Source organism: Streptococcus infantis (assembly GCF_047460825.1).
In the GTDB taxonomy this organism is placed as follows: Bacteria; Bacillota; Bacilli; order Lactobacillales; family Streptococcaceae; genus Streptococcus; species Streptococcus infantis_V.
The window spans coordinates 1-22,070 of record NZ_JASHFO010000011.1 but is presented as its reverse complement, the minus strand read 5'-3'; the positions used below and the strand labels follow the sequence as shown (position 1 = coordinate 22,070).

Here is a 22,070-nt window from a genome sequence, read left to right as displayed (position 1 = left end):
AAAATGGCTCAAATTAAAATTACTTTGACTAAGTCTCCAATCGGACGCATTCCATCACAACGTAAAACTGTTGTAGCACTTGGACTTGGCAAATTGAACAGCTCTGTTATTAAAGAAGATAACCCAGCAGTACGTGGTATGATCACTGCAGTATCTCACTTGGTAACAGTTGAAGAAGTAAACTAATTAAATTTTAGGGGATGTGCAGTATACCATCCCCTAAAACTAGATATAGTCATCTTTGATGACAAACGTATAGGCGAGTTGATAGGAGAGACAACCTTTTCTCTCTTATCGGCGCTAGCATTTTACAAAAGAGGAGAAAATATATAATGAAACTTCATGAATTGAAACCTGCAGAAGGTTCTCGTAAAACTCGTAACCGTGTTGGTCGTGGTACTTCATCAGGTAACGGTAAAACATCTGGTCGTGGTCAAAAAGGTCAAAAAGCTCGTAGCGGTGGCGGAGTACGTCTTGGTTTTGAAGGTGGACAAACTCCATTGTTCCGTCGTCTTCCAAAACGTGGATTCACTAACATCAACGCTAAAGAATACGCAATTGTTAACCTTGACCAATTGAACGTCTTTGAAGATGGTGCAGAAGTAACTCCAGTTGTTCTTATCGAATCAGGAATTATTAAAGCTGAAAAATCAGGTATCAAAATTCTAGGTAACGGTGAGTTGACTAAGAAATTGTCTGTAAAAGCAGCTAAATTCTCTAAATCAGCTGAAGAAGCTATCACTGCTAAAGGTGGTTCAGTAGAAGTCATCTAAGAGAGGTGACCTATGTTTTTTAAATTATTGAGAGAAGCCTTCAAAGTCAAGCAAGTTCGATCAAAAATTCTTTTTACAATTTTTATCGTCTTTGTCTTCCGTATCGGGACTAGCATTACGGTTCCATGGGTGAATGCCAATAGCTTGAATGCTTTGAGTGGTCTATCTTTTCTAAATATGTTAAGTTTGGTGTCTGGTAATGCCATGAAAAACTTTTCAGTTTTTGCACTTGGTGTTAGTCCATACATTACTGCTTCTATCGTTGTCCAACTCTTACAAATGGATTTATTACCGAAGTTTGTGGAGTGGGGCAAACAAGGGGAAGTTGGTCGTAGAAAATTGAATCAAGCAACTCGTTACATTGCCCTTGTTCTTGCATTCGTGCAATCTATCGGGATTACAGCTGGTTTTAATGCTTTATCTGGAGCTAAACTCTTGACTGTTCCTCTAACACCACAAGTTTTCCTTGTGATTGGAGCAATCCTAACAGCAGGTAGTATGATTGTTACCTGGTTGGGTGAACAGATTACTGATAAGGGATATGGGAATGGTGTTTCCATGATTATCTTTGCAGGGATTGTTGCTTCAATTCCTGATATGATCAAGGGTATCTATGTCGACTATTTTGTCAACGTACCAAGCGACCGCTTGAACTCATCTCTCATTTTTGTAGGAATTTTAATCGTAGCTGTCTTGTTGATTATCTATTTCACAACATATGTGCAACAAGCAGAATATAAGATTCCAATTCAGTATACCAAAGTAGCTCAAGGTGCTCCATCTAGTTCATATCTTCCATTGAAGATTAACCCTGCAGGAGTTATTCCAGTTATCTTTGCTAGCTCAATTACAGCAGCACCAGCGGCAATTTTACAATTTGTAAGTGCATCTGGTCTTGATTGGGCCTGGGTACGTAGTGCTCAGGAGTTGCTATCTACAACAGCCCCTACAGGTATCGCTCTGTACGCTCTGTTGATTATCCTCTTTACATTCTTCTACACATTTGTACAGATTAATCCAGAGAAGGCAGCAGAAAATTTGCAAAAGAGCGGTGCTTATATCCACGGTGTCCGTCCTGGTAAAGGGACAGAAGAGTATATGTCAAAACTTCTTCGTCGTCTCGCAACAGTCGGTTCCCTCTTCCTAGGTGTCATTTCTATTTTACCTATTGTAGCTAAGGATTTATTCGGTCTTTCAGAAGTCGTTGCTTTTGGGGGAACAAGTCTTTTGATCATTATCTCAACAGGTATTGAAGGAATTAAACAATTGGAAGGTTATTTATTGAAACGCAAGTATGTTGGTTTCCTGAATACAACAGAATAATTGTAATAGAAAAGAAAATTCACTATTGCTCAGAGAGTGGAGTTTAAAAATCAAAGACCTTGTCAGATTTTTATCTCCTCTCTTCTATTTTGTTTTTAAATAGGAGTTGAAATGAATTTTTGCTTCTATTTAAAAACAAAAAAGGAGTTTGAATCATGAATCTTTTGATTATGGGCTTACCTGGTGCAGGTAAGGGTACACAGGCAGCAAAAATTGTTGAACAATTTCATGTTGCTCATATCTCAACAGGTGATATGTTCCGCGCGGCAATGGCTAACCAAACTGAAATGGGTGTCTTAGCTAAGTCTTATATCGACAAAGGCGAGTTGGTTCCAGATGAAGTTACAAATGGTATCGTGAAAGAGCGTCTCTCACAAGATGACATTAAAGAAACTGGTTTCTTGTTGGACGGGTACCCACGTACAATTGAACAAGCTCATGCCTTGGATAAAACTTTAGCTGAATTAGGGATTGAGCTTGAAGGTGTTATTAACATCGAAGTAAATCCAGATTGTCTTTTGGAGCGTTTGAGTGGTCGTATCATTCACCGTGAAACTGGCGAAACTTTCCACAAAGTTTTCAATCCACCAGTTGACTACAAAGAAGAAGATTATTACCAACGTGAAGATGACAAACCTGAAACAGTAAAACGTCGTTTGGATGTTAATATTGCCCAAGGTGAACCAATTATTGCCCACTATCGTGCAAAAGGTTTGGTACATGATATCGAAGGTAACCAAGATATCAATGATGTCTTTGCAGATATCGAAAAAGTATTGACAAAATTGAAATAAAAGCGTTTTTCATGCTTGCAAAATGTCTCTACAAATGTTATACTGAGTTAGTCTGACTTATAATTGTTGTCTCTGTGTCTAGAGGCATCAAATCGAAATTTATGGAGGTACTTTTGCGTGGCAAAAGACGATGTGATTGAAGTTGAAGGTAAAGTAGTTGATACTATGCCGAATGCAATGTTTACGGTTGAACTTGAAAATGGACATCAGATTTTAGCAACAGTTTCTGGTAAAATTCGTAAAAACTATATTCGTATTTTAGCGGGAGATCGTGTTACTGTCGAAATGAGTCCATATGACTTGACACGTGGACGTATCACTTACCGCTTTAAATAATCGAAAAACTTGGAGGGATAAGAAATGAAAGTAAGACCATCGGTCAAACCAATTTGCGAATACTGTAAAGTAATTCGTCGTAATGGTCGTGTTATGGTAATTTGCCCAGCAAATCCAAAACACAAACAACGTCAAGGATAAGATAGAAAGGAGAAAACATGGCTCGTATTGCTGGAGTTGACATTCCAAATGACAAACGCGTAGTAATTTCATTGACTTATGTGTACGGTATCGGACTTCCAACATCTAAGAAAATCTTGGCAGCTGCTGGAATTTCAGAAGATGTACGTGTTCGCGATCTTACACCAGATCAAGAAGATGCTATCCGTCGTGAAGTGGATGCAATTAAAGTTGAAGGTGACCTTCGTCGTGAAGTTAACTTGAACATCAAACGTTTGATGGAAATCGGTTCATACCGTGGTATCCGTCACCGTCGTGGACTTCCTGTCCGTGGACAAAACACTAAAAACAACGCTCGCACTCGTAAAGGTAAAGCTGTTGCGATTGCTGGTAAGAAAAAATAATATAGGAGGTAAAAGTCTTGGCTAAACCAACACGTAAACGTCGTGTGAAAAAGAATATCGAATCTGGTATTGCTCATATTCACGCTACATTTAATAACACTATTGTTATGATTACTGATGTGCATGGTAATGCAATTGCTTGGTCATCAGCTGGTGCTCTTGGTTTCAAAGGTTCTCGTAAATCTACACCATTTGCTGCTCAAATGGCTTCTGAAGCTGCTGCTAAATCTGCACAAGAACACGGTCTTAAGTCAGTTGAAGTTACTGTTAAAGGTCCAGGTTCTGGTCGTGAGTCAGCTATTCGTGCTCTTGCTGCCGCTGGTCTTGAAGTAACAGCAATTCGTGATGTGACTCCAGTGCCACACAATGGTGCTCGTCCTCCAAAACGTCGCCGTGTATAATCATAACCTTACACTGCTTTTCGTTTAAGAGGGAGTAACTAAATGATCGAGTTTGAAAAACCAAATATAACAAAAATTGATGAAAATAAAGATTATGGCAAGTTTGTAATCGAACCGCTTGAACGTGGTTACGGTACAACACTTGGTAACTCTCTTCGTCGTGTACTTCTAGCTTCTCTTCCAGGGGCTGCTGTAACATCTATCAATATCGAAGGTGTATTGCATGAATTTGATACAGTTCCGGGTGTTCGCGAAGACGTGATGCAAATCATTCTGAACATCAAAGGTATTGCAGTAAAATCTTACGTTAAAGACGAAAAGATCATTGAACTAGATGTGCAAGGTCCTGCTGAAATTACAGCTGGAGATATCTTGACAGATAGCGACATTGAAATTGTAAATCCAGATCATTATCTCTTTACAATCGGTGAAGGTTCTTCTCTAAAAGCGACAATGACTGTTAACAGTGGTCGTGGATATGTACCTGCGGATGAAAATAAAAAAGATAATGCACCAGTTGGAACACTTGCTGTAGATTCTATTTATACACCAGTTACAAAAGTCAACTATCAAGTTGAACCTGCTCGTGTAGGTAGCAATGATGGTTTCGACAAATTAACCCTTGAAATCTTGACTAATGGAACAATTATTCCAGAAGATGCTTTAGGGCTTTCAGCACGTATCTTGACAGAGCACCTTGATTTGTTTACAAATCTTACAGAGATTGCTAAGTCAGCAGAAGTGATGAAAGAAGCTGATACTGAATCGGACGACCGTATCTTGGAACGTACGATTGAGGAACTTGACTTGTCTGTGCGTTCATACAACTGTTTGAAACGTGCCGGTATCAACACTGTGCATGATTTGACAGAAAAATCTGAAGCAGAGATGATGAAAGTAAGAAATCTTGGACGCAAGAGTTTGGAAGAAGTGAAAGTCAAACTCATTGATTTGGGTCTTGGATTAAAAGATAAATAAAGGAGGAATAAATGGCTTACCGTAAACTAGGACGCACTAGCTCACAACGTAAAGCAATGCTTCGCGATTTGACAACTGACCTTTTGATCAACGAATCAATCGTGACAACTGAAGCTCGTGCTAAAGAAATCCGTAAAACTGTTGAAAAAATGATTACTCTAGGTAAACGTGGTGATTTGCATGCACGTCGTCAAGCAGCTGCTTTCGTACGTAATGAAATCGCATCTGAAAACTATGATGAAGCAACTGATAAGTACACTTCTACTACAGCACTTCAAAAATTGTTCTCAGAAATCGCACCTCGTTATGCTGAGCGTAACGGTGGATACACTCGTATCCTTAAAACTGAACCACGTCGTGGCGATGCAGCGCCAATGGCGATCATCGAATTAGTATAAAATCATCAATTTTGTTGAGTGTTATGATGATGGAGTCTTGTGCTCTTAGTCTAGCTCTGGTCTACCGCTAGGACTTATGTCCTAGCGGGAACACTCATCATAAGATGATAAGGTAGACGCTTGTTTACGAAATTGTTTTTTACTTAAGAACAATTTCGTAAGCAGGCGTTTTTGAGTATTTTAGTAAGAAATATGCTATACTATTGAAAAAGAAAATCAACAATGTTCATTTTCTCAAAAATATTCTATAAAGAGGTTATGTGCCAATAAATTATCAGTTTTAAGTTCTAAACTAGCGACTTGGTAAAAAATATTAGCCTGGTACAAGATCAACTAAGAGATTTTTTTTAGGGTTTCAACTTGGATAATTATTCACTATTAAGTGATTTAGTTACTCTATCCTCCTTTTTCATTTTATTTTTGTCCAAAATGGATATCGTTCTGTGTTAGAAATGGAGTTTAATCATGAAAGCTATTATTACTGTTGTTGGTAAAGATAAATCTGGAATTGTTGCAGGTGTTGCGACAAAAATTGCTGAATTAGGCTTAAATATTGATGATATCTCACAAACAGTCTTAGACGAATTCTTTACTATGATGGCTGTGGTATCTAGTGATGAAAAACAAGATTTTACACATCTTAGAAACGAATTTGAGGTTTTTGGTCAGACTTTGAATGTCAAAATCAATATTCAAAGTGCGGCTATTTTTGATGCTATGTACAATATCTAGGAGGTATTTATGGATATTAGACAAGTTACCGAAACAATCGCAATGATTGAGGAGCAAAACTTTGACATTAGAACCATTACCATGGGGATTTCCCTTTTGGACTGTATCGATCCAGATATCAATCGTGCTGCAGACAAAATATATGAAAAGATTACTACAAAAGCAGCTAATTTAGTGGCTGTTGGAGATGAAATTGCGGCTGAGTTAGGAATTCCTATTGTGAATAAACGTGTGTCAGTAACTCCAATTTCCTTGATTGGTGCTACTACCGATGCGACGGATTATGTAGTCTTAGCTAAAGCACTGGATAAAGCTGCGAAAAAAATTGGTGTTGACTTCATTGGTGGTTTTTCAGCCTTGGTACAAAAGGGTTATCAAAAAGGTGATGAAATCCTCATTAACTCCATTCCTCGTGCTTTGGCAGAAACGGATAAGGTGTGTTCTTCAGTAAATATTGGTTCGACTAAATCGGGTATCAATATGACCGCAGTAGCGGATATGGGACGCATTATCAAGGAAACAGCTTCTTTATCTGATATGGGGGCGGCTAAATTGGTTGTATTTGCCAACGCGGTAGAGGACAATCCTTTTATGGCAGGCGCTTTTCATGGGGTTGGTGAAGCAGATGTCATTATCAATGTCGGTGTTTCTGGTCCAGGTGTTGTTAAACGTGCCTTAGAAAAGGTTCGTGGTCAGAGCTTTGATGTTGTTGCTGAAACTGTTAAAAAGACAGCCTTCAAGATTACCCGCATTGGTCAATTAGTCGGTCAAATGGCTAGTGAGCGACTTGGAGTTGATTTTGGAATTGTTGATCTGAGTTTGGCTCCAACTCCAGCAGTGGGTGATTCTGTAGCCCGTGTCCTTGAGGAAATGGGGTTAGAGACAGTTGGGACTCATGGAACCACTGCTGCCTTGGCTCTCTTGAACGACCAAGTTAAAAAAGGTGGAGTTATGGCTTGCAACCAAGTTGGTGGTTTGTCTGGTGCCTTTATCCCAGTTTCTGAGGACGAGGGGATGATTGCTGCTGTGCAAAATGGCTCCCTTAATTTGGAAAAACTAGAAGCTATGACAGCTATCTGTTCAGTTGGTTTGGATATGATTGCCATTCCTGAAGATACACCTGCAGAAACAATTGCAGCAATGATTGCGGATGAAGCTGCTATCGGAGTCATCAATATGAAAACAACTGCTGTACGTATTATTCCAAAAGGAAAAGAAGGCGACATGATTGAATTTGGTGGCCTTCTAGGAACGGCTCCAGTCATGAAAGTTAACGGTGCCTCGTCTGTCGACTTCATTGCACGTGGAGGGCAAATCCCGGCTCCAATTCATAGTTTTAAAAATTAAAAAGAAGTGGAATCTTTTTAAGTTGGGTTTAAGGAAAGACAGGTATACTATAACCATTAAATAAAGACCTCCTAACTTTATTTAATTAAAATCCTAACTTTTTCATAATAATCTCCTACAAAAGTCACTCCAAAGGGTGACTTTTGTTTTATCTCAAGAGAAAATAAAGAAAGTAGCATGTTCAAATTTGTAAATTTGTTCAAAAATAAGATGATTTAAAGGATAAAACCAGTTTTTTCATTCTGTAAAATGGGCTAAAACCTTGCTATGATTGGCTTTTTGAAAAATTATGGTATAATAGTAGTAGTTTTAATAGATGGAGTTGAATTTTGAAAAAACGCTTTCGTGTAAAAAAAGAGAAAGATTTTAGTGCAATATTTAAAAAAGGGGAGAGTTTTGCTAATCGTAAATTTGTTATTTATCGATTAGAAAATACTGAACAGCATTTTCGAGTTGGCCTATCTGTCAGTAAAAAATTAGGAAACGCTGTCACGAGGAATCATATCAAAAGAAGAATTCGACATATTCTGATTGAACATAAAAATCAGCTGGTTGAAAATGTAGATTTTGTTGTGATTGCTCGAAAAGGTGTTGAGATCTTGGACTACGCGGAAATGGAAAAAAATCTACTTCACGTATTAAAGTTATCAAAGATTTACCAGGAAGGAAATGGGAGTGAAAAAGAAATTACAGTTGACTAGCTTAATGGTGCTTGCTTTATTTGTGATGAGCGCCTGCACGGCTAGTGGTACGACGAGTGAGATTACAGCTGAATCAACAGGTTTTTGGAGTAAATTTGTTTATTTTTTTGCTGAAACCATTCGCTTTTTATCATTTGATACAAGTATTGGTCTGGGGATTATTTTATTTACCCTTCTAATCAGAACCGTTCTTTTACCAGTCTTTCAGATACAAATGGTGGCATCTAGAAAGATGCAAGAAGTACAACCACTGGTTAAGGAGTTGCGAGAACGTTATCCGGGACGGGATATGGAGAGCCGTACCAAGTTGGACCAAGAAATGCGTCAGTTGTTCAAGCAACATGGTGTCAAACAGTCAGCTTCTCTCTGGCCAATCTTAATCCAAATGCCAGTCTTGTTGGCCTTGTTCCAAGCTTTGAGTAGGGTAGAATTTCTAAAAACGGGTCATTTCTTATGGATTAACCTTGGTGGTGTTGATACGACTTTCGTTTTGCCTATTTTGGCGGCTATCTTTACTTTCCTTAGCACCTGGTTATCCAATAAGGCCATGGTTGAGAAAAATGGCGCCATGACAGGAATGATGTATGCAATGCCAGTCATGATTTTCTTCTTTGCCATGTATTCACCAAGTGGGGTTGCCTTATATTGGGCGGTATCCAATGCTTATCAGGTGCTCCAAACCTATCTGCTCAACAATCCATTCAAGATTATTGCAGAGCGTGAGGCGGGAGTACAGGCTAAGAAAGATCTAGAAATCAAGAAGAGAAAAGCTCTCAAGAAAGCACAGAAAAAGAAAAAGTAAAAATAAGGAGGAATCTTGTAATGGTATTATTTACAGGTTCAACGGTTGAAGAAGCGATCCAGACGGGATTGAAGGAAATGGGAATTCCTAGAATGAAGGCGCACATTAAGGTCGTAGCAAGGGAGAAAAAAGGATTCTTTGGCCTTTTTGGGAAGAAACCAGCACAAGTGGATATCGATGCTATTAGTGAGACAATTGTCGTTAAGGCAAACCAGCAAGCAGTGAAGGGAGTTCCAAAGGAGGTTAATGCCAAGAACGAACCCGTTAAGACTGTTAGTGAGGCAACAGTAGACTTAGGCCACGTTGTAGAGGCAATTAAGAAAATCGAGGAAGAAGGACAAGGCATCTCTGATGAGGTTAAGGCTGAAATTCTAAAAAATGAAAAAGAAGCTAGTACAATTTTAGAGGAGACTGGTCATATTGCCATTCTAAAAGATCTACTACCAGAAGAACCTAAAGAGCAGGTAGCAGTTGAACAGGAACTAGCAGAAAAAGAACAGAATGATGATTTAGAAAACCTAGGCTTGAAGATTGAACCAACCTACGATATTGACCAGGTGGTTGAAGAAGTGACCAACTATGTTCAAGGTATTATTGATGATATGGATGTTGAGGGAGCAATTTCAAGTACCTCAAATCGCCGTTCTATCAATATGCAAATTGATACCAATGAACCGGGTCGTATTATCGGTTACCATGGTAAGGTTTTGAAATCTCTTCAGCTCTTAGCACAAAATTATCTTTATAACCGCTATTCAAGAACCTTCTATATTACCATCAATGTTAATGATTATGTAGAGCACCGTGCAGAAGTCTTGCAGAGCTATGCACAGAAGTTAGCTACACGTGTCCTAGAAGAGGGGCGTAGTCAGGTGACTGATCCAATGTCTAGTAGCGAACGTAAAATCATCCATCGTATTATTTCACGTATGGAGGGTGTCACTAGTTATTCAGAAGGTGATGAACCAAATCGTTACGTTGTGGTTGACACAGAATAATCAAAGAAAAATCAGGGGCATCCTGATTTTTTGCTAGCCAAGGGAGGTTGATCTTATGTTGAATACAATGAGAGAATATCTAGCTTACTCTGGTTTACAGTATCAAAAACCCGAGAGGGCAGGTCAAGAAGCTGAAAAAATGCTTTATTTGAGGAACAAGGGGCAGGAGGCTAGAAAGGTCTTTACACACTTAGCCAAGGCTTTCCAAGAAAGACATCCAGAATGGGACCTCCAAGGGACGAGTCAGTGGATGAATCAAGCCCAACGTTTGCGACCGCATTTCTGGGCCTATCTACAGCGTGAGGGAGAAGTGACAGAGCCTATGTTGGCTCTTCGTTTATATGGAAGCCCTTCTGATTTTGGAGTTTCACTAGAAGTGAGTTTTATAGAACGTAAGAAGGATGATAAAACTTTAGACAAACAGGCCAAGGTCCTAGAAGTTCCAGTAGTAGACGGAATTTACTATCTAGTCTACTCAAATGGAGAAAGTCACAAGATGGAGGCTACTGAGGAAAATCGTCAAATTTTAAGAGAAAAACTATCCTATCAGGAAGTCCGAAAAGTTTTAGTTAAGGTAGATGTTTCAGTGGCAGACGGACAAATTCTAGACAAGTTTTTAGATGAATTAGATAAAGCTTTTGAAAAACTATTACCTTACTATCAAGCAACTAGAAATTAGTATAATCCATTGATTCATTTTATAGTAAATTGTTTTATTGCTATTCTAGATATTTTTTCATATAATAGTAAAATAAGATGCGTGATAGACCTATCACCTCAAAGAGAAAGGAAATTCTATGTCAAATCTATCTGTTAATGCGATTCGTTTTCTAGGTATTGACGCTATCAATAAAGCGAACTCAGGTCACCCAGGGGTGGTTATGGGAGCTGCACCGATGGCCTACAGCCTATTCACTAAAGAACTTCGTATCAATCCAGCTCAACCAAACTGGATTAACCGCGACCGTTTCATTCTTTCAGCTGGTCACGGATCAATGCTTCTTTATGCCCTTCTCCACCTTTCTGGTTTTGAAGATGTGAGCATGGATGAAGTAAAGAACTTCCGTCAGTGGGGCTCTAAAACTCCAGGTCACCCAGAATTTGGGCATACTGTAGGGGTTGATGCAACAACAGGTCCTCTAGGACAAGGGATTGCGACTGCGACAGGTTTTGCACAAGCAGAACGTTTCCTTGCAGCTAAGTACAACCGTGAAGGTTATAACATCTTTGACCACTACACTTACGTTATCTGTGGAGATGGTGACTTGATGGAAGGTGTCTCAAGCGAAGCTGCTTCTTATGCAGGCTTGCAAAAACTAGACAAGTTGGTTGTTCTTTATGATTCAAATGATATCAACTTGGATGGTGAGACAAAAGATTCATTCACAGAAAGTGTTCGCGATCGTTACAATGCCTACGGTTGGCATACAGCCTTGGTAGAAGATGGAACAGACCTTGAAGCTATTCATGCAGCTATCGAAGAAGCTAAGGCTTCAGGCAAACCATCTTTGATCGAAGTGAAAACTGTTATTGGTTATGGTTCTCCAAACAAACAAGGGACTAACGCTGTACACGGTGCTCCTCTTGGTGCAGACGAAACTGCTGCAACTCGCCAAGTCCTTGGGTGGGACTACGAACCATTTGAAATCCCGGCAGAAGTTTATGCTGATTTCAAAGAAAATGTTGCAGACCGTGGTGCATCAGCATATGAAGCATGGACAAAACTAGTCGCAGATTACAAAGAAGCTCACCCAGAACTTGCTGCAGAAGTGGAAGCAATCATCGAAGGACGCGATCCAGTTGAGGTGACTCCAGAAGACTTCCCAGCTTTAGAAAATGGCTTCTCTCAAGCTACTCGTAACTCAAGTCAGGATGCTTTGAATGTAGTAGCTGCTAAATTGCCAACCTTCCTCGGTGGATCAGCTGACCTTGCTCATTCAAATATGACTTACATCAAAACTGATGGACTTCAAGACGATGCAAATCGCTTGAATCGTAACATCCAATTTGGTGTTCGTGAATTTGCTATGGGTACTGTCTTGAACGGAATGGCTCTTCACGGTGGACTTCGTGTTTATGGTGGAACATTCTTCGTATTCTCAGACTATCTTAAAGCAGCGATTCGATTGTCAGCTCTACAAGGTCTTCCTGTAACTTATGTATTCACCCATGATTCAATCGCTGTTGGAGAAGATGGACCAACTCATGAGCCGATTGAACACTTGGCAGGACTTCGTGCAATTCCAAACCTCAATGTTTTCCGTCCAGCAGATGCGCGTGAAACTCAAGCAGCTTGGTATCAAGCAGTGAAGAGCGAGAAAACACCGACTGTTCTCGTCTTGACTCGTCAAAACTTGACTGTTGAGGAAGGAACAGACTTTGACAAGGTTGCGAAAGGTGCTTACGTTGTATATGAAAATGCAGCAGACTTTGACACTATCTTGATTGCAACAGGTTCAGAAGTGAATCTTGCTGTTGCGGCCGCTAAAGAATTGGCAAGTCAAGGTGGCAAAGTTCGCGTAGTCAGCATGCCATCTACAGATGTATTTGATGCACAAGATGCAGCCTACAAAGAAGAAATCTTACCAAATGCAGTTCGTCGCCGTGTAGCAGTCGAAATGGGAGCAACTCAAAACTGGTATAAATACGTTGGTCTTGATGGAGCAGTTCTTGGTATTAATACCTTTGGAGCATCTGCCCCAGCACCAAAAGTTTTAGCAGAGTATGGATTTACAGTTGAAAACTTAGTTGAAATTGTAAACAACTTGAAATAAGAAAAATCAGGGCATTTGCTCTGGTTTTTTATTGACCTAAAATCAAGGTGCAATCTTGTAAAAACAAGTGAAATTTGATATAGTAGTTTTATCTGAATTACAAAGGAGAAAAAATAATGGGTGGGAATTTAACATTCTTGATTATGCTTGTTTTGATGTTCGGCTTGATGTTCTTCATGCAACGTTCTCAAAAAAAACAAGCTGAAAAACGTATGGAGAGCCTCAACAAACTTCAAAAAGGCTACGAAGTAATCACAATCGGTGGTCTCTACGGTACAGTCGACGAAGTTAATACTGAAAACAAAACGATTGTACTTGATGTAGACGGAGTATACTTGACTTTCGAATTAGGTGCAATTAGAACAGTTTTGCCAGTCAAAGAAGCTGTCACACCTGAAGGTGCAGTTATCGAAGAAGGCAGTGCTATTGAAGAATAAAACGGGGTGGAATGCATTCCCGTTTTTCTATAAATGAGAGGAACAATGATGAAAAAAGTTGTCTTTGTCTGTCTTGGCAATATTTGTCGTAGTCCTATGGCGGAATTTGTAATGAAATCCCTGACCGATAAATATGAGATTCAAAGTCGTGCGACTTCTTCCTGGGAACACGGTAATCCAATCCACAAAGGAACGCAAGGCATCTTTCGAAGTCATGGCGTTCCCTATGATATTTCAAAAACTTCCCAACAAATTTCTAAAAAAGATTTTGAGTATTTTGACTATATCATTGGGATGGATGAGTCTAATCTCGCTGATTTGCGTCAGATGTGTCCACAAGAACAACAATACAAGATACAGCCTTTTGCATCTGAAAGCGTTCCAGATCCCTGGTATACAGGTGATTTTGAAGAAACTTATGACCGAGTTTTAACTGGTTGCCAGGCTTGGTTAAGTCGCTTAGAAAATGAGAGTGAACATGGAAAATTTAAAAAAACTCTATGAAAAATATAGTGTCTATTTAACACGTCCCCGTTTAGAAATTGCGACAGTGATCGTCATTGTTGTCTGTGCAGGTCTCGTATTTCTGACCAATCTTCCAAAACAGGGCGTTCTTAAGCTTGATAACGATGCTATTATTTATGACGGGAGCCTAGTTCGTGGTAAGATGAATGGTCAGGGCACTGTTACCTTCTCAAACGGTGATACCTATACTGGAGAATTTAGCAATGGTGCCTTCAATGGTAAAGGTACCTACCAAGCTAAAGCAGGTTGGGTATATGAGGGAGACTTTGTAAATGGCCAAGCTGAAGGAAAAGGAAAACTGACTACCGAACAAGAAGTAGTCTATGAAGGGGACTTCAAACAAGGTTTATTTCAACAAGCACAATAACCTCCTCCTAGAAGGAGGTATTCTTCCAGAACGGCAGAAAGCGCTTACATGGAAATAAAAACGGCTTACAAGACTCTTTTACAACTAAGTTTGTGAAAAATAAAACTTTTACGGAATAATTCACAAACTTTAAGTGAAAAAGTGCATATGTAGGTATATTTGAAATTGTTTTCACAAACAAATAAAAAAAGTTTGTGAAATGTCTATGAAACTGTTTACAAACGTTTAAAAAAGAGTTATAATAAACTTGTGAAAAAATTAACAAAGGACTTACAATCCTTGAAAGCTATGGAGGAAAATATGGCTGATAAAAAAACTGTAACACCAGAAGAAAAGAAACTCGCTGCTGAAAAGCATGTCGATGGTTTGGTGCAAAAAGCTTTAGTTGCCCTTGAAGAAATGCGTAAACTTGACCAAGATCAAGTCGATTATATCGTAGCAAAAGCTTCAGTTGCAGCACTTGATGCTCACGGAGAATTGGCTTTACATGCCTTTGAAGAAACAGGACGTGGAGTATTTGAAGATAAAGCAACTAAAAACCTATTTGCTTGTGAGCACGTAGTAAACAACATGCGCCACACTAAAACAGTTGGTGTTATCGAAGAAGATGATGTAACAGGATTGACTCTTATCGCTGAACCAGTTGGTGTTGTTTGTGGGATCACTCCAACAACAAACCCTACTTCAACAGCAATCTTTAAAGCGTTGATTTCATTGAAGACTCGTAATCCTATTGTCTTTGCATTCCACCCATCAGCTCAAGAATCATCAGCTCACGCAGCTCAAATCGTTCGTGATGCAGCGATTAAAGCAGGTGCTCCTGAAAACTGTGTACAGTGGATTACTGAACCATCTATGGAAGCAACTAGTGCATTGATGAACCACGAAGGTATTGCAACAATCCTTGCAACAGGTGGTAATGCCATGGTTAAAGCGGCATACTCATGTGGTAAACCAGCCCTTGGGGTAGGTGCCGGAAACGTTCCAGCTTATGTTGAAAAATCAGCTAATATCCGCCAGGCTGCTCACGATATCGTAATGTCTAAATCATTTGACAATGGTATGGTCTGTGCATCTGAACAAGCGGTTATCATTGATAAAGAAATTTACGATGAATTTGTAGCAGAGTTCAAATCTTACCACACTTACTTTGTAAACAAAAAAGAAAAAGCACTTCTTGAAGAGTTCTGCTTCGGTGTAAAAGCTAACAGCAAAAACTGTGCTGGTGCAAAATTGAACGCTGACATCGTTGGTAAACCAGCAACTTGGATTGCAGAACAAGCAGGATTTACTGTTCCAGAAGGAACAAACATTCTTGCTGCAGAATGTAAAGAAGTTGGTGAAAATGAGCCATTGACTCGTGAAAAATTGTCACCAGTTATCGCAGTTTTGAAATCTGAAAGCCGTGAAGATGGTATTGCTAAAGCTCGTCAAATGGTTGAGTTTAACGGTCTTGGACACTCAGCTGCCATCCATACTGCTGATGAGGAATTGACTAAAGAATTTGGTAAAGCTGTTAAAGCTATTCGTGTTATCTGTAACTCACCTTCTACTTTTGGTGGTATCGGGGACGTTTACAATGCCTTCTTGCCATCATTGACACTCGGATGTGGTTCTTACGGACGTAACTCAGTTGGGGATAACGTTAGCGCCATTAACCTCTTGAACATCAAAAAAGTCGGAAGACGGAGAAATAACATGCAATGGATGAAACTTCCTTCAAAAACATACTTTGAACGTGATTCAATTCAATACCTTCAAAAATGTCGTGACGTTGAGCGTGTCATGATCGTTACTGACCACGCTATGGTAGAGCTTGGCTTCCTTGATCGTATCATCGAACAACTTGACCTTCGTCGCAATAAGGTTGTTTACCAAATCTTTGCAGATGTAGAACCAGATCCAGATATCACTACAGTTGAACGTGGTACTGAGATCATGCGTGCCTTCAAACCAGATACAATCATCGCTCTTGGTGGTGGATCACCAATGGATGCTGCTAAAGTAATGTGGCTCTTCTACGAGCAACCAGAAGTGGACTTCCGTGACCTTGTACAAAAATTCATGGATATCCGTAAACGTGCCTTCAAATTCCCATTGCTTGGTAAGAAGACTAAATTCATCGCGATCCCAACTACATCTGGTACAGGATCTGAAGTGACTCCATTTGCCGTTATCTCTGATAAAGCAAACAACCGTAAATACCCAATCGCTGACTACTCATTGACACCAACTGTGGCAATCGTAGACCCTGCTTTGGTATTGACAGTTCCTGGATTTGTTGCTGCTGACACTGGTATGGACGTATTGACTCACGCAACTGAAGCTTACGTATCACAAATGGCTAGTGACTACACTGATGGTCTTGCTCTTCAAGCAATCAAACTTGTATTCGAAAACCTTGAAAGCTCAGTTAAGAATGCAGACTTCCACTCACGTGAGAAAATGCACAACGCTTCAACAATCGCTGGTATGGCCTTTGCCAATGCCTTCCTAGGTATTTCTCACTCAATGGCTCACAAGATTGGTGCGCAATTCCACACAATCCACGGTCGTACAAATGCTATCTTGCTTCCATACGTCATCCGCTACAACGGTACACGTCCAGCTAAGACAGCAACATGGCCTAAGTACAACTACTACCGTGCAGATGAAAAATACCAAGATATCGCACGCATGCTTGGCCTTCCAGCTTCTACTCCAGAAGAAGGTGTGGAATCATACGCAAAAGCTGTCTACGAACTTGGTGAGCGCGTAGGTATCCAAATGAACTTCAAAGCACAAGGAATCGATGAAAAAGAATGGAAAGAACATTCACGTGAATTGGCCTTCCTTGCTTATGAAGACCAATGTTCACCTGCTAACCCACGTCTTCCAATGGTTGACCATATGCAAGAAATCATCGAAGATGCTTACTATGGTTACAAAGAAAGACCAGGACGCCGTAAATAATTGATTATCAGCCAAAACCGAGGATAAACCTCGGTTTTTTTATGCTTAGAGAATATATTTTTTATTAAGAAATGCATAGAATTGGAGTAGGCTGCAAGGCTAAGTAAAGAAATGAAAATATTACCAAAGCTTATCAGAAAAACAAGGCCAGCGCTTGCAATTAAACTCAAATAGTTATATAATAGGTATGTTGAAAGGTGATTTGTAGTGATTCAAGTTACTCTTTTCACAATAAAATTTTCATGATTTTCATAAGGAGGAAATCACTAATGGTAGTTAAAGTTGGTATTAACGGTTTCGGACGTATCGGTCGTCTTGCTTTCCGCCGTATCCAAAACGTAGAAGGTGTTGAAGTTACTCGCATCAACGACCTTACAGATCCAGTTATGCTTGCACACTTGTTGAAATATGACACAACTCAAGGTCGTTTCGACGGAACTGTGGAAGTTAAAGAAGGTGGATTTGAAGTTAACGGTAAATTCATCCGTGTTTCTGCTGAACGTGATCCAGAACAAATCGACTGGGCTAACGACGGTGTAGAAATCGTTCTTGAAGCTACTGGTTTCTTTGCTAAGAAAGCAGCTGCTGAAAAACACTTGCACCCAGGTGGAGCTAAGAAAGTTGTTATCACTGCTCCTGGTGGAAACGACGTTAAAACAGTTGTATTCAACACTAACCACGATGTTCTTGATGGTACTGAAACAGTTATCTCAGGTGCTTCATGTACTACAAACTGCTTGGCTCCAATGGCTAAAGCTCTTCAAGACAACTTTGGTGTTGTAGAAGGATTGATGACTACTATCCACGCTTACACTGGTGACCAAATGATCCTTGACGGACCACACCGTGGTGGTGACCTTCGTCGTGCTCGCGCTGGTGCAGCAAACATCGTTCCTAACTCAACTGGTGCTGCTAAAGCTATCGGTCTTGTAATCCCAGAATTGAACGGTAAACTTGACGGATCTGCACAACGCGTTCCAACTCCAACTGGATCAGTTACTGAATTGGTAGCTGTTCTTGAAAAGAATGTTACTGTTGATGAAGTGAACGCAGCTATGAAAGCAGCTTCAAACGAATCATACGGTTACACAGAAGATCCAATCGTATCTTCAGATATCGTAGGTATGTCTTACGGATCATTGTTTGACGCAACTCAAACTAAAGTTCTTGACGTTGACGGTAAACAATTGGTTAAAGTTGTTTCATGGTACGACAACGAAATGTCATACACTGCACAACTTGTACGTACTCTTGAATACTTCGCTAAAATCGCTAAATAATTCTTGAGTTGATAAAAGCAAGGCCAACAGGTCTTGCTTTTTTTTGTATCTATAAGAAAAAATGGATGATAGTGTCATCCATTTTGGTTTAATTCTCTTTCAAATGTATCTGATAGCGCAGTAAAGCTTAATTTGTTTAAGGTCAGAGGATGGACAAAGGATAGTTTAAATGCGTGAAGCATTAGTCTCTTAGTTTTTGAGTGTGGGTTGTAGAGCGGGTCTCCTAGGATTGGATGTCCGTGGTGAGATAGATGCACTCGAATCTGATGAGTACGTCCTGTTTTTAATCGACAACGAAGAAGACTAGTTTTGTTTTGAAATTGTTTCAATCGAGTTACATGAGTTTCAGCATATTGACCATTTTTGAAATCCACCACCCGTTTTCTACGATCGTGACGATCGCGACCGATTTTGTCTCGAAAGACAAGCTCTTTAGTTCTTATTTTTCCCTCAACCAGAGCCCAGTATTCGCGGGAGATTTCTTTTTTCTCCAATAATCGATTGAGGATGGGTAGTATGAATGGATTTTTAGCAAATAGTACGAGTCCACTTGTTTCTTTGTCTAGTCTATGAACGACATAGCAAGTTTGACCTATATAGGCGCTGACATGATTGAGAAGAGCAATCTCATCTGGTTGATTGCCGTGAGTTTTCATTCCTTCAGGTTTGTTAACGATGATTAAATGTTGATCCTGATAAACTTCTTGGACAAGATTAGGATTCCCCCAAACAATTTCTTTTGTAGGATAATCTTCCTCATCGAAAATCAGTTGACATTCATCTCCGGCTTTGACAGTTTGATGCCAGTGTACTTCTTCTTGATTGATGAGAATGTGCTTTTTAATTCTCAAGAAATGCCGTATTTTTCTCGGAATGAGTAGTTGCTCCTCCAAGAAGATTTTGACAGTCATTTCAGGAAGAGAATCAGGGATAACAAAGGTAAATTTCATACAGATATTGTAACAAAAAATAGATTATTTGGATAGAGAAACTAGCTAAATTCTTGTCTTCCTATGGGGAAGATGATAAAATAAACGCATGAAATTAGATACATTATTTGAAAAGTTTCTTTCTTTATTTAAAAAAGAAGAAGCTGAAATAGAAGAAATAGAAATCGACGAAGCTAATAATGAAGAAAATACCTCGACTAATTTAAGACGGTCAAGAGGTGGGCGAAAGAAAGTTGGGCAAGTCGGCCCCATTCGAAAATTTTGGCGTCGCTATCATTTGACCAAAATCTTTCTAATTCTTGGACTAAGTGCAAGCTTGTTTGTTGGGGTCTATTTATTTGCCTTGGCTAAATCGACAAATGTTACAGACTTGCAGAATGCTTTGAAAACACGAACGGTGATTTTTGACAGAGAAGAGAATGAGGCTGGTGCCTTGTCAGGTCAAAAAGGGACCTATGTTGAACTTTCGGAAATTAGTGAAGATTTGCAGAATGCTGTTATTGCGACAGAAGATAGAAGCTTCTATAAAAATAGTGGAATTAACTATGGTCGTTTTTTCCTTGCTATCCTAACAGCTGGTCGCTCGGGTGGTGGTTCTACAATTACCCAACAGTTAGCGAAAAATGCTTATCTTTCACAAGACCAAACTGTTCAGAGAAAGGCTAAAGAATTCTTTCTTGCTTTAGAATTAACCAAAAAATACAGTAAAAAAGAAATTCTAACCATGTATTTGAACAATGCCTACTTCGGTAATGGAGTTTGGGGTGTTGAGGATGCTAGTAAGAAGTACTTTGGAGTTTCGGCATCGGAATTAAATCTTGATGAAGCTGCCACTTTAGCAGGCATGCTTAAAGGCCCAGAATTGTACAATCCTCTGAATTCTATTGAGCATTCAACTAATCGAAGAGATACTGTCTTGCAAAATATGGTGGCTGCCGGCTACCTTGATAAAAATAAGGAAGCAGAAGCAGCAAGTGTTGATATGGCTTCTCAATTGAAAGATAGTTATGAAGGGAAAATATCAGACTACCGTTATCCTTCTTATTTTGATGCAGTTGTTAATGAAGCTATTGAAAAGTATAATCTAACAGAGGAAGAAATCGTTAATAACGGTTATCGAATTTATACGGAGCTAGATCAAAATTACCAAGCAAATATGCAGGTTATCTATCAAAATACTTCGCTCTTTCCGACAGCTGAAGATGGGACACATGCAGAGTCTGGTAGTGTCGCATTAGAACCAAAAACAGGTGGAGTTCGAGGAGTCGTTGGTCGAGTGGCAGGGGATGATAAGACAGGTTTCAGGAATTTTAACTATGCAACCCAATCCAAAAGAAGTCCAGGGTCTACTATTAAACCCTTGATAGTGTACACACCAGCGGTTGAAGCGGGTTGGTCTCTTAATAAGGAGTTGGATAATCATACCATGCAATATGGTGATTATAAAGTAGACAACTACGCAGGAATCAAGACATCACGAGAAGTACCCATGTATCAAGCTTTGGCTAAATCTCTAAATTTACCTGCAGTAGCTACTGTTAAAGAACTTGGAATTGATAAAGCCTTTGAAGCGGGTGAAAAGTTTGGCCTCAACATGAGCAATGTAGATCGTGTGCTTGGAGTAGCTTTAGGTGGTGGCGTAGAAACGAACCCTCTTCAAATGGCCCAAGCCTACGCAGTGTTTGCAAATGAAGGACTCATGCCGGATGCTCACTTTATCACCCGTATTGAAAATGCTAGTGGTCAAGTGATTGCTACTCATAAAAATACTCAAAAACGAGTGGTTGACAAATCGGTAGCTGATAAAATGACCAGTATGATGTTAGGTACTTTTACAAATGGTACAGGGATCAGTTCGTCTCCAGATGATTATGTAATGGCAGGAAAAACAGGAACAACAGAGACAGCCTTTAATCCAGAATATACCAGTGATCAATGGGTGATTGGTTATACACCAGATATAGTAATTAGCCATTGGCTTGGTTTCCCTACTACCGATGAAAATCATTATCTAGCAGGTTCGACTTCGAATGGTGCTGCTCACATTTTTAGAAGTATGGCGGAAACAATCCTACCATATACACCAGGTAGCACCTTTACTGTTGAAAATGCATATAAAATGAATGGTATTGCACCAGAAAATACACCTAAACAAACTACCAGTGATACTAGTGCACAGTCTGATGATATACTATCAGATATTCGTGGACGAGCACAAAATCTGGTCGATGAAGCAGGACGAGCGATTTCGGATGCTAAAATTAAAGAAAAAGCTCAGACTGTCTGGGATACCATTGTAGATCTGTTTCGCTAATACGTTTAAAAGGTAAAAGGCAAGGATTTAAATCTTTGTCTTTTTTACCCTCACTTGTCAGTATTCACAACTGCCATAACATTAGAGAGTAAAAACAGCACAAGATAGGAACGACGGCCCCTCTTTCCCCCTTTCTCTGCTATACTACAAGTAGAGGAAGGGGGAAAGCAAATGCTTGAAAAGTATTATGCGAAGGTAAAAGGAATTGTTCATAAATGTAGAAAAGACTACTATCTCCACCTGTGGGAGAAAGAGGATTGGGACCAAGAAGGCATGATCTGTCTCCATGAACTTCTAGAACAGCATCCAGAACTAGTGGAAGAAGAAAAGAAACTTTACGTCTACTTCAAAACAAAATTTCGCA

At 39.6% G+C, this 22,070-nt stretch carries 23 protein-coding genes and 2 pseudogenes; 24 read left to right on the top strand and 1 reads right to left on the bottom strand.

The window, feature by feature from the left end; translation table 11 throughout:
• Nucleotides 1-3: 3 nt before the first annotated feature.
• The 22 genes and pseudogenes from rpmD (at nucleotide 4) to gap (ending at nucleotide 18,442) form a co-directional block, all read left to right on the top strand.
• Complete coding sequence (gene rpmD / locus QM911_RS04710) at nucleotides 4-186, top strand: 50S ribosomal protein L30 (RefSeq protein WP_000057243.1); 183 nt, start codon at nucleotides 4-6, stop codon at nucleotides 184-186.
• Between the two features lie 146 nt (nucleotides 187-332).
• Nucleotides 333-773: a 50S ribosomal protein L15 gene (gene rplO, locus QM911_RS04705; protein ID WP_414313269.1), complete on the top strand. Its 441-nt coding sequence runs from the start codon at nucleotides 333-335 to the stop codon at nucleotides 771-773.
• A gap of 12 nt (nucleotides 774-785) precedes the next feature.
• The gene (gene secY, locus QM911_RS04700) at nucleotides 786-2,096 is read left to right on the top strand and encodes a preprotein translocase subunit SecY (protein WP_414313268.1); all 1,311 of its coding nucleotides are present in this window, start codon (nucleotides 786-788) and stop codon (nucleotides 2,094-2,096) included.
• Between the two features lie 155 nt (nucleotides 2,097-2,251).
• Nucleotides 2,252-2,890, top strand: a complete 639-nt coding sequence (locus QM911_RS04695; RefSeq protein WP_001050432.1) for an adenylate kinase — start codon at nucleotides 2,252-2,254, stop codon at nucleotides 2,888-2,890.
• A gap of 117 nt (nucleotides 2,891-3,007) precedes the next feature.
• Nucleotides 3,008-3,226: a translation initiation factor IF-1 gene (gene infA / locus QM911_RS04690; RefSeq protein WP_001029883.1), complete on the top strand. Its 219-nt coding sequence runs from the start codon at nucleotides 3,008-3,010 to the stop codon at nucleotides 3,224-3,226.
• 24 nt (nucleotides 3,227-3,250) lie between these two features.
• On the top strand, nucleotides 3,251-3,367 hold the full coding sequence (gene rpmJ / locus QM911_RS04685) for a 50S ribosomal protein L36 (RefSeq protein ID WP_001808836.1): 117 nt from the start codon (nucleotides 3,251-3,253) through the stop codon (nucleotides 3,365-3,367).
• A 17-nt stretch (nucleotides 3,368-3,384) separates the two neighbouring features.
• Nucleotides 3,385-3,750, top strand: coding sequence for a 30S ribosomal protein S13 (gene rpsM / locus QM911_RS04680; RefSeq protein ID WP_000090783.1), 366 nt, complete (start codon nucleotides 3,385-3,387; stop codon nucleotides 3,748-3,750).
• A 17-nt stretch (nucleotides 3,751-3,767) separates the two neighbouring features.
• Nucleotides 3,768-4,151, top strand: coding sequence for a 30S ribosomal protein S11 (gene rpsK / locus QM911_RS04675; RefSeq protein WP_001118385.1), 384 nt, complete (start codon nucleotides 3,768-3,770; stop codon nucleotides 4,149-4,151).
• A gap of 42 nt (nucleotides 4,152-4,193) precedes the next feature.
• A complete protein-coding gene (locus tag QM911_RS04670; protein ID WP_000568996.1) occupies nucleotides 4,194-5,129 on the top strand; it encodes a DNA-directed RNA polymerase subunit alpha in 936 nt (311 codons plus the stop codon).
• Between the two features lie 11 nt (nucleotides 5,130-5,140).
• Nucleotides 5,141-5,527, top strand: coding sequence for a 50S ribosomal protein L17 (rplQ, locus tag QM911_RS04665; protein ID WP_000331493.1), 387 nt, complete (start codon nucleotides 5,141-5,143; stop codon nucleotides 5,525-5,527).
• A gap of 465 nt (nucleotides 5,528-5,992) precedes the next feature.
• Nucleotides 5,993-6,259: an ACT domain-containing protein gene (locus tag QM911_RS04660; RefSeq protein WP_000644115.1), complete on the top strand. Its 267-nt coding sequence runs from the start codon at nucleotides 5,993-5,995 to the stop codon at nucleotides 6,257-6,259.
• A gap of 9 nt (nucleotides 6,260-6,268) precedes the next feature.
• Entirely contained in the window at nucleotides 6,269-7,606 is a 1,338-nt protein-coding gene (locus QM911_RS04655) for a PFL family protein (RefSeq protein WP_414313267.1), read from the top strand.
• Between the two features lie 329 nt (nucleotides 7,607-7,935).
• Nucleotides 7,936-8,307: a ribonuclease P protein component gene (gene rnpA, locus QM911_RS04650; RefSeq protein WP_414313266.1), complete on the top strand. Its 372-nt coding sequence runs from the start codon at nucleotides 7,936-7,938 to the stop codon at nucleotides 8,305-8,307.
• Nucleotides 8,282-9,158, top strand: a pseudogene (locus tag QM911_RS04645) (YidC/Oxa1 family membrane protein insertase). The gene rnpA and the pseudogene QM911_RS04645 overlap by 26 nt, the downstream one beginning before the upstream one ends.
• The gene (gene jag, locus QM911_RS04640) at nucleotides 9,130-10,107 is read left to right on the top strand and encodes an RNA-binding cell elongation regulator Jag/EloR (protein WP_414313265.1); all 978 of its coding nucleotides are present in this window, start codon (nucleotides 9,130-9,132) and stop codon (nucleotides 10,105-10,107) included. Before QM911_RS04645 ends, jag begins: the two are co-directional and overlap by 29 nt.
• 55 nt (nucleotides 10,108-10,162) lie before the next feature.
• Nucleotides 10,163-10,786 (top strand): HI_0552 family protein, encoded by a 624-nt coding sequence (locus tag QM911_RS04635; RefSeq protein WP_414313264.1) that lies wholly within the window; start codon nucleotides 10,163-10,165, stop codon nucleotides 10,784-10,786.
• A 118-nt stretch (nucleotides 10,787-10,904) separates the two neighbouring features.
• A complete protein-coding gene (gene tkt / locus QM911_RS04630) occupies nucleotides 10,905-12,881 on the top strand; it encodes a transketolase (protein WP_414313263.1) in 1,977 nt (658 codons plus the stop codon).
• Nucleotides 12,882-12,997: 116 nt separating this feature from the next.
• Nucleotides 12,998-13,318 carry a preprotein translocase subunit YajC gene (gene yajC, locus QM911_RS04625; protein WP_414313262.1) on the top strand — a complete coding sequence of 107 codons (321 nt, stop codon included), beginning with the start codon at nucleotides 12,998-13,000 and terminating at the stop codon, nucleotides 13,316-13,318.
• Nucleotides 13,319-13,366: 48 nt separating this feature from the next.
• Nucleotides 13,367-13,822, top strand: a complete 456-nt coding sequence (locus QM911_RS04620) for a low molecular weight protein-tyrosine-phosphatase (protein ID WP_414313293.1) — start codon at nucleotides 13,367-13,369, stop codon at nucleotides 13,820-13,822.
• Complete coding sequence (locus QM911_RS04615) at nucleotides 13,797-14,210, top strand: MORN repeat-containing protein (RefSeq protein ID WP_049504892.1); 414 nt, start codon at nucleotides 13,797-13,799, stop codon at nucleotides 14,208-14,210. The genes QM911_RS04620 and QM911_RS04615 overlap by 26 nt, the downstream gene beginning before the upstream one ends.
• Before the next feature lie 300 nt (nucleotides 14,211-14,510).
• Nucleotides 14,511-17,162 (top strand): bifunctional acetaldehyde-CoA/alcohol dehydrogenase, encoded by a 2,652-nt coding sequence (gene adhE / locus QM911_RS04610; RefSeq protein ID WP_316108500.1) that lies wholly within the window; start codon nucleotides 14,511-14,513, stop codon nucleotides 17,160-17,162.
• 269 nt (nucleotides 17,163-17,431) lie between these two features.
• Complete coding sequence (gene gap, locus QM911_RS04605; RefSeq protein WP_000260668.1) at nucleotides 17,432-18,442, top strand: type I glyceraldehyde-3-phosphate dehydrogenase; 1,011 nt, start codon at nucleotides 17,432-17,434, stop codon at nucleotides 18,440-18,442.
• Between the two features lie 74 nt (nucleotides 18,443-18,516).
• Here the strand turns inward: gap and QM911_RS04600 are convergent, their stop codons facing one another.
• Complete coding sequence (locus tag QM911_RS04600) at nucleotides 18,517-19,392, bottom strand: RluA family pseudouridine synthase (RefSeq protein WP_414313261.1); 876 nt, start codon at nucleotides 19,390-19,392, stop codon at nucleotides 18,517-18,519.
• Between the two features lie 88 nt (nucleotides 19,393-19,480).
• On the opposite strand from QM911_RS04600, the gene pbp2a reads away from it, so the two are divergent.
• The gene (gene pbp2a, locus QM911_RS04595) at nucleotides 19,481-21,706 is read left to right on the top strand and encodes a penicillin-binding protein PBP2A (protein WP_414313260.1); all 2,226 of its coding nucleotides are present in this window, start codon (nucleotides 19,481-19,483) and stop codon (nucleotides 21,704-21,706) included.
• A gap of 171 nt (nucleotides 21,707-21,877) precedes the next feature.
• Nucleotides 21,878-22,070 (top strand): annotated as a pseudogene (locus QM911_RS04590) (sigma-70 family RNA polymerase sigma factor); the annotation flags it as partial.